Annotated in this window: 8 protein-coding genes; 5 read left to right on the top strand and 3 right to left on the bottom strand. The window is 29.2% G+C overall.

The genetic code is table 11. From position 1 onward, the window contains the following. Window positions 1-503 precede the first annotated feature (503 nt). From KTF99_RS16440 to KTF99_RS16430, 3 genes are all read right to left on the bottom strand, one after another. Window positions 504-698 carry a hypothetical protein gene (locus KTF99_RS16440; protein ID WP_147322397.1) on the bottom strand — a complete coding sequence of 65 codons (195 nt, stop codon included), beginning with the start codon at window positions 696-698 and terminating at the stop codon, window positions 504-506. 41 nt (window positions 699-739) lie between these two features. Beyond that, window positions 740-1,297, bottom strand: a complete 558-nt coding sequence (locus tag KTF99_RS16435) for a transposase (RefSeq protein ID WP_008792880.1) — start codon at window positions 1,295-1,297, stop codon at window positions 740-742. Between the two features lie 576 nt (window positions 1,298-1,873). Then, on the bottom strand, window positions 1,874-3,094 hold the full coding sequence (locus tag KTF99_RS16430) for an RNA polymerase factor sigma-54 (RefSeq protein WP_008792879.1): 1,221 nt from the start codon (window positions 3,092-3,094) through the stop codon (window positions 1,874-1,876). Window positions 3,095-3,184: 90 nt separating this feature from the next. Between KTF99_RS16430 and KTF99_RS16425 the strand changes: the two genes are divergently transcribed. The 5 genes from KTF99_RS16425 to KTF99_RS16405 all read left to right on the top strand — a co-directional run bounded on the left by KTF99_RS16425 (window position 3,185) and on the right by KTF99_RS16405 (window position 8,560). After that, window positions 3,185-5,896 (top strand): sigma 54-interacting transcriptional regulator, encoded by a 2,712-nt coding sequence (locus KTF99_RS16425; protein WP_226825699.1) that lies wholly within the window; start codon window positions 3,185-3,187, stop codon window positions 5,894-5,896. 165 nt (window positions 5,897-6,061) lie between these two features. Further along, window positions 6,062-6,475, top strand: coding sequence for a PTS sugar transporter subunit IIA (locus tag KTF99_RS16420; RefSeq protein WP_217215659.1), 414 nt, complete (start codon window positions 6,062-6,064; stop codon window positions 6,473-6,475). Between the two features lie 17 nt (window positions 6,476-6,492). Continuing rightward, the gene (locus KTF99_RS16415; RefSeq protein ID WP_118672437.1) at window positions 6,493-6,963 is read left to right on the top strand and encodes a PTS sugar transporter subunit IIB; all 471 of its coding nucleotides are present in this window, start codon (window positions 6,493-6,495) and stop codon (window positions 6,961-6,963) included. 15 nt (window positions 6,964-6,978) lie between these two features. After that, window positions 6,979-7,749, top strand: coding sequence for a PTS mannose/fructose/sorbose/N-acetylgalactosamine transporter subunit IIC (locus tag KTF99_RS16410; RefSeq protein WP_008792875.1), 771 nt, complete (start codon window positions 6,979-6,981; stop codon window positions 7,747-7,749). Beyond that, window positions 7,733-8,560, top strand: a complete 828-nt coding sequence (locus tag KTF99_RS16405) for a PTS system mannose/fructose/sorbose family transporter subunit IID (RefSeq protein WP_008792874.1) — start codon at window positions 7,733-7,735, stop codon at window positions 8,558-8,560. The genes KTF99_RS16410 and KTF99_RS16405 overlap by 17 nt, the downstream gene beginning before the upstream one ends. Window positions 8,561-8,632 lie beyond the last annotated feature (72 nt).

Here is an 8,632-nt window from a genome sequence, read left to right as displayed (position 1 = left end):
ACTCATCAAATTCTATCATTGGAAACAGACTTTACACAAAATAATTTACAGGCTCAATTATTATAATCTTTAATTCTATTTCAACAAATATAAGTGGGTGTCTTAATTTCTCATTTAGAATACATTAATGTAGTGTATTTCGTTTAAGGAGAGAGTGGGTAAATATGCTATCTGTATTACCTTTTCTTTCCATTGTACTAACATAATTAATCAATTGATATTTCCAATTAAAACACGTAAAAAAATGCATAAAATCCCTATGTAAAATTTATCATTTTTTTGAAATTGTAATGTACTATGATTATCGTGTAATATTTAACTACGGTTTGGTTGTTTTCATTACACCATTGATGGTTTTTACTGTTGGAAAGTTTCGATCATCAAGTGTAAAACGGGTATAAAATCCGCTCGGAACAACTCGACCTCATCATTCAAAGTGTCTATTCTCTTGAATAGGCACTTTTAGTTTCTCACATGCTTTTAACATCTGATATATCTTTTCACTATCGCTCTCTTGTTTTTATTGAACATGCTACTAAAATATTATTTTCCATAAAACAGTTGATAAGCTGTGATATGTTGACAACCCAATATTGAGATTCAAATACAATTACATTTTCTTTATACTCTTTTGTTTCATTCTGTTTTGGATGACTCATAAGTTCTCGATTAATTTGTTTTCTTAGTATTCCCGCCATATTGTAAAACAAAACTTTGCATATACATTCGTTTGTACAACTTAGACATTAGTTGATACATTTCTTTCAAGTTCTAATTGAGTTTTTAATGTTTTGTACGCAACTTCAATATCCAATCGTTTTGAATACAGAGCTTCCATCTTTCTTTTTTCAAATTCCTCCTTAGGCAGATTTGTAAAGTAAGTCATTTCTTGAACCTGTCGCATTTCTAGCTCATCATAATATATGTAATTTCTTTTAACGACTCTTATTTTTAATTCGGAATTTTTTCTTCTATATTCAATTGCCTCAGGAGAGAATGAAAATCTCTTAAGCCACTTATCATTAATATTAATCGTTATATATTCATTGTTTGATTTCATCTGTGAAATTTGGCTTTTGTAAAAATATGACTTTCCTCTAACGCAGTAATAATATCCAAGATAATCAAAAAAACAGATCAACCCAGCAGAGCCATAGCACCTATCAGCTAAATATATGACTTTCATATCTTTGTACAAATCACTTGTAGCATATAAATGTTGAAGTGCAAGTGGCATTTCTGAATGGGTTGCCTGTTTTTGTTGTGAAATCAACAAAAATGCCATTAGTGATATCATATAGACCAGCTGGTTTGGAAACAATCTTTTTCACATCAAACATATCACAAACATTTTGGTTTTACCATATGCCAAAGTAATTGATATTATAGGTATCATATGAAATTTCTAAAAAGTACCGTCCCCACCGAGAAGTGTGTAACCCTTATAGTATAGTATAAGCTTAATTCTGAGGAATAAAATAATTGAGCAAACTGTTTAAATTAATAATGAAAAAACATTTGAATTAAGTTTTCTGATATTCTTATGCATAGCCTGTTTGGTAATCTTCTTTTCAAAAATATCAAGACATGAGAAAAATTTAATAAGATCTGCATCGGTATTTTTTCTGTTTCTGAATATAAGTTAGAAAACAACTATATCAAAAGTCATGACACGTATTCCGATAAAATCCTGAAAACGAGTTCGACATAAATTATTAACGATTTTGAAATGAATAATATTAGAAAAAGAATTAATCAAGCGAGTAAATTGTCTTATTATGTTTGTTAGAGCTGTTAAAAACAAAGTATTTCTTAAGTTGACCCCATTGTGTTCTTTGATAGACAAAAGGCATTTTTTAAATACTTTAAAAGACTATTTTCTTTTTCGCTTAGAAGATGAGGGTATATTTAATTGTTGGCGATATTTTACAATCACTCGTCTGGAACAATATAAATCCAGTTCTTCTAACTTAGAAACTATGGCTTCATCAGTTAAAGGCTTTTGTTTATCTTCATTGTGAATTAATAAGACAATTGCCTTTTTGATAGAATCACTACTATCACCACTTAAAGTTTTAGATACCAATAAGTTCTTTAAAGGATAAACCTCATTATTAAAACGATAATATTTATGATGAAGTGTACGAGATATCGTAGATTCATGAAAGCCGCATTTTTGTGCTAAGTCAGCTAACGTACAAGAAACCAATTCATCATTATAGAGAAAATAACTTTTTTGTAAGTCAACCAATTCATTAGCTACCATTAAGACAGTCTTATTTCTTTTGGTTAAGTTTTCCAAAAGAAAATGAGCTTCATTAAAAAAGTTTTTCATATCTTCGTTATCTCTAACACTTTGATAGAGATGGTCATTTACCATCACATTTGGTTGGTTAATAGGGACAATTTGAATATTTTCATTTTCAATAATAATATCAATATCTGGTAAAACATAAATATCATTTTGATTTGAATAATTTTGACATGGAAATGGCTGACATTGCTTAATATCTTCAAAAAGAATATCAATTTCTCTTTGTGTAAGATGGGTTGTTTGTTTGATTTGATGATAATTCTGCGTAAGAATAATATCTTTGTATTTCTTCATCAAACAATATGCATTTTCCTTGCCTTTTCTCTTTAACTGAATACATATAGAATCAATAGCATCACTAGCAGCGACACCAGCAGGTTCAAAAGACTGTAAAAGTTCTAAATGCTTAAAAAATGTATTTTCATCAATCTGTAATTCTTTTAAATAAACATCATAACTATAACTTAAAAATCCACGATCATTTAAAGATTCAATAAGATAAGACATAATATGAGAATCATAAGATTTTAAACAAGCATAAAGTTGGTGATATAATTCCTCTTGTAAAGAAGGATGATTAGAAATATTTTCAATGTAAGAATGATTTGAAGGATCATATGCTTTCCTTAATTCTAAGAAAGGGTTTGTTTGTAAAGCGTTATCAATAAGACTTTGCATATCTTCACTGTTTAACTTTAAAAAATCAAGGGAATGAATCATTTTTTGATTTAATTGAAAAGTTTGTTTATAAGTTTGTTTCATTCTAAACTTTTGCTTCATCACAATCACCTCTACCTATATAGTAGCAAAATTCGTGCCAAAATATATAGAAAAAGAACAAAAAAATAGACCTTGACAGTCATAATTGAAATGATTAAGATAACAACAAAGGAAGATGAAATCATGGAAAAGAAAATATTAGATTGTATTCACCAACTTATTGATCAAAAAGCATTTGATAAATGTACTTGTATGGAAATATCTCAACAACTCAAACAAAGTCGTAATTATGTTTCTACCTTATGTAATGAATTATATGAACAAGATGTATTCATCAAAATAAAACAAAGACCAATCATATTTTTAGATAAAGATTATCTGCAAACAAAATATAAAAAAGAGCATTTGAAAAAGCAATACTCAAAATTACAAGATTTACTTATGGAATTAGAAAATGAACATATTTTACATGATTTTGAAAAACTCATTGGATATAACGATAGTCTCAATCATCTTGTTGAAAAAATTAAAGCAACAGTATCATATCCACCAGTAGGATTACCAATATTACTAAATGGACCTACGGGTACTGGAAAATCTTTCCTTGCTAAGCTAACCTATGAATATTGTATAAACAAGAGATTGATTGAAAAAGATAAACAATTTGTACAAGTCAATTGTTCAGAATATGCAAACAATCCAGAGTTATTAACGGCTAATTTGTTTGGCTATAAGCGTGGTGCCTTTACAGGTGCAGATAAAGATAATTTAGGATTGCTTCATTATGCTAATGGAGGAGTATTATTTTTAGATGAAGTACATTGTTTGAAAGCGGAATGCCAAGAAAAATTATTTTTATACATGGATCAAGGAATTTATCATATGATGGGTGATAATGATAAATGGCATCACTCACATTGTCGTATTATTTTTGCAACAACAGAAGATCCAGAGCAGGTTCTTTTAAAAACACTTTTAAGAAGAATACCTGTTATTTTACAAATTCCCTCTTTATCACAAAGAGGGGTTAATGAAAGAGTACAATTGATTTATTCCCTTTATCATAAAGAAGAAAAAAGGATAAAGAAAACGATTCGGATTTCTTCTAATGTTTATCAGCTTCTATTAAATCATAATTTTATAGGAAATATTGGGGAATTAAGCAATGTGATTCAATCAAGTTGTGTGAGTGCATTATTCAATTGCCAAGATGATAAACTAGAAATTCATGCTTATCATTTTCCTCAAACTATTATGGAAATGGTTAATCCAGCACAATTAATGATGAAGAAACATCAAATGTTATCACTCGATACACTTATTCCAACATCTTTACAAAATCGTACTATTCATTTTTATGAAAATTTAATTCATCTTCATAATCAAGAAGATTTCATAACACAATCAAGAAAACTTATTGAAGATTACTTTGAAAAAATTGTATTTGATAAAAAAGATTTAAGTCAAAATAACTATCTCTTAGATACTGTAGGTCATGTATTAGACATGATGACGAATCGCTATGGTTTTAAAATGTCGCATAATGAGGTTATTGCACTCACAAGCTATTTATTGGAATATAATCATAATACTTATAAACTGGCAAAATGGGTAAATGAGAATGAACAAACCATTTATTGTTTTCAAGAAAACTTAAAAGCAAAGTTTCATAGAGAATACTTAATAGCAGATGAAGTCTATGACTATTTAAAAAATAATATCAATGATGCTTATGATGCAATGGTACAAGTCATTATGATGATTATTTTAAATAAATATATGAATCATGATTCATTAAACCAAACACTTGCGATTATATTGGCACATGGTTATTCAACTGCAAGTTCTATTGCTGAATCAGCAAATAAATTATTAGATACATATGTTTTTGATGCTATTGATATGCCGTTAAATGTGGATAGCACGACAATTATTAACAAGATCAATAATTATTTATCTTATATGGGGAAAATTAAACATTTATATTTATTGGTTGATATGGGATCTTTAGAAGAAATATATCAAGGAATACAAATAAAAAATGTAGATATAGCCATGATAAACAATGTTAATACCAAACTCGCTTTAGAAATTGGCATGGGAATTAAACAACAACGCTCTATGCAAGACATTTTTGAAGACATCAACAAAAACAATCCTTATCATGTCCACCTTGAACTTCATCACCAAAAAGAACCAATTATTTTATGCAGTTGTGCTAGTGGCATTGGTGCTGCAGAAAAATTGAAAACAATTATTACCGATTCATTACCAAAAGGATTAAATATGAAAGTTTTGACATATGATTATCCATCGCTTATTCAAAATCATACTGATCGCCAATTTTTAGAAGATTACAATATCGTATGTGTTGTAGGAACATTAAACCCTAATATGAGTGATTTACCATTTATAGGAATCGAAGATTTTATTATTAATAGTGAACATGATAAATTAGAGCAGTATTTTAAAGATTATCTTTCAAATGATCAACTGCTTATCTTTGAAAAAAATATTCTTAAAAATTTCTCGTTATCGAATGTTATGAACAATTTAACAATCCTAAATCCAAACAAACTTCTTGAACAAGTTTCTACTGCTTTAGATGAACTACAAAAAATATTAAATCATCAATTTAAAAATAAAACATGCTTTGGCTTGTATATACATATCAGTTGCTTGATTGAAAGATTAATCATGAAACAACAGATAACAGTATATAATAGTGAGGATTTTGAAGAGAAACATCAAGATTTTATTATAGCTTTAAAACAATCTATGAAAAAGGTTGAGGAATTCTATAATGTTGAAATCCCAACTGAAGAAATTGAATATATTTACTCTTATGTAGAAAATGATTAATATATGTCCATATAAACAAAATAGGTTTATATGGATTTTTATTTTGGCACGAGTTTTGCTCAAATATAAGTGTCCGGTAACTTCAACAAAAAAATAAAAAAATTAAAGTACATTTATTATTTTGGCACGCTTCTTGCTCGGTAATCAGTGAAAGGAGTGGACGTTATGGTAAAAATAATTTTAGCATCACATGGTGATTTATCTAAAGGAATGTTAAACTCAGTTTCAATGATTGTTGGAGAACTTGCAAAAGATATTGAAACATATAGTTTATATCCTGGTGAAAATCCAAATGATTATGCTGCTTCTTTAAAAAAGAGAATTGAAGCAGATACAAAAGATTATGTGATTGTATGCGATGTTAAAGGAGGTAGCGTTTATAATGCATTATTGCAGACGTGTAATAATGAAAGAGTGAATCTTATCTCTGGTATGAATGTGAATATGGTTCTTGAATTGGTTATATCTAATAATTCCGGAAATGTAAATATTGATCATGTATTAGATAGTGGAAAAGTAGGAATCACATTGGAAAATAGTGTAACTTTAAAAAAAGATATTGAAGAAGAAGAATTTTAGTAAAAGGGGAAGAAGTTATGATTAAATGTTTAAGAGTTGATCATCGACTACTACATGGACAAGTTGCATTCTCTTGGACAAGTGCTCTTGGAGCAGATTGTATTTTGATTGCTAATGATGCACTTATGCAAGATGAATTGAAAAAAATGGCTATTAAGATGGCCAAACCACAAGGAGTAAAGTTGGTTTTAAAAAATATTGATGATGCCATTCAGTCAATCAATAGTGGTGTAACAGATAAATACAAACTATTTATTGTTGTTGAGAGCGTTAAAGATGCATATCGTTTAATGACTGAAACTCATGTGATTGATAGTGTTGTTTTGGGTGGAACTAAGGCTACTGCTGAAACAAAGAATATTTCTAAGGCAGTGAATTTAACAGAAAAAGAAATTGAACTTGTTAAAGATTTATTGAATAAAGAGTATTCTGTAGAAATTCGTATGGTTCCAACCGACAAGAAAATTGATGCAAAAGATGTTATATAGAGAGGAAGAAGAATTATGTTACAGGCGTTTTTATTAGGTTGCGTAGCATTTATTGGAAAATGTGATTTAGCAACAGGTACAAACTTAATACAAAGACCGATCGTGCTTGGTCCATTGGTTGGTTTGATTTTAGGGGATTTACAAATGGGAATTGTTGTAGGTGCAACTTTAGAATTAGCGTTTTTAGGGCAAGTTTCTGTTGGTGCATATATTCCACCAAATGTTATTGTTGGTGGAGTACTAGGTACAGCATTTGCAATTACTACAGGTAAAGGTGCAGAAATTGCTTTTACTATGGCCTTTCCAATTGCTTTATTAGCTCAAGCAATTGACAATGTTATTTTTTCTTTAGTAAGACCATTTATGGCAAAAATTGCAGATAAATATGCTGCTAAAGGTAATGCTAAAGCAATAACTATAGTACATATGGGAACTGGTTTTATTACATGTTCAGTATTATTTTTGATTACTTTTTTAGGATTTGCCTTAGGAAGTTCACAAATGGAAGCTATTGTTAATGCAATTCCTGCGGTTATTACTGATGGATTATCAATTGCATGTGGTTTATTACCTGGAATTGGATTTGCAATGTTAGCTCAAATGATTATGAATAAGAAAGTTATTCCATTTTTCTTCTTAGGATTTGTTTTATCAGCATATTTTAAAATTCCAGTTGTAGGAATTGCTATTCTTGGTGTAATTGCTGTATTCTTAAAGATTGATTTTAAAAATAATAATAATTTAGTAATGGCAGAAGGAGGATATGAAGATGACGAAGACTTCTAATAATGAAAAAGTTATTACAAAAAAAGATTTAATAAAAATGTTTTGGAGATCGTTACCAATGGAATTTTCATGGCATTACGAAAGACAAATGCACATGGGATTTTGTAGTATGATAAGTGCAGGATTAAAGAAGATATACAGAAATGATCCCAAAGGACTATCAGAAGCACTTCAAAGACATTTAGAGTTCTTTAATATAACACCACATGTTTCAACTTTTGTTGGTGGGATTACTTTAGCAATGGAAGAAATGAATGCAACACAAGAAGATTTTGATTCATCATCAATTAATGCTGTTAAAGCTGCATTAATGGGTCCATTAAGTGGTATTGGTGATTCATTATTACTTGGGACATTAAGAGTATTAGCAATTGGTATAGGGACATCTTTAGCAATGCAAGGAAATATTTTAGGGCCAATTTTATTCTTATTAATTTTCAATGTTCCAGCATTCGTTTTAAGATATATCTGTGCTATGAAAGGTTATGAACTTGGAGCAACTTATTTAGAAAAAATTCAAAGTTCTGGATTAATGGAAAAATTCATGTTAGCAGCAGCAATTTTAGGAGTAATGGTTATTGGTGGAATGACAAATGAATTAGTAGTAGTATCGACTCCTCTAGTCATTGGAAGTGGCGAAAGCGCTACAAAAATTCAGGATATTTTAAATGGAATTATGCCAGGGATGTTAGCATTGGCAACAACAGGTATTTATTATAAACTTCTACAAAAAAAGGTTAATGTATTATGGCTAATTATTGGTACAGCAATTATTGGTATTGTCTGTGCACAATTTGGAATTTTAGGATAAGAAAATAAATGGAGGAAAGAAAAATGTTAAATTTCGATGAAAGCAGAGTAAGAACAGAACATCAAAATGGAG

Source organism: Erysipelatoclostridium sp. MSK.7.34 (assembly GCF_019041935.1).
GTDB lineage: Bacteria > Bacillota_I > Bacilli_A > Erysipelotrichales > Coprobacillaceae > Thomasclavelia > Thomasclavelia ramosa.
This window is presented reverse-complemented; position numbering and strand designations above follow the sequence as displayed.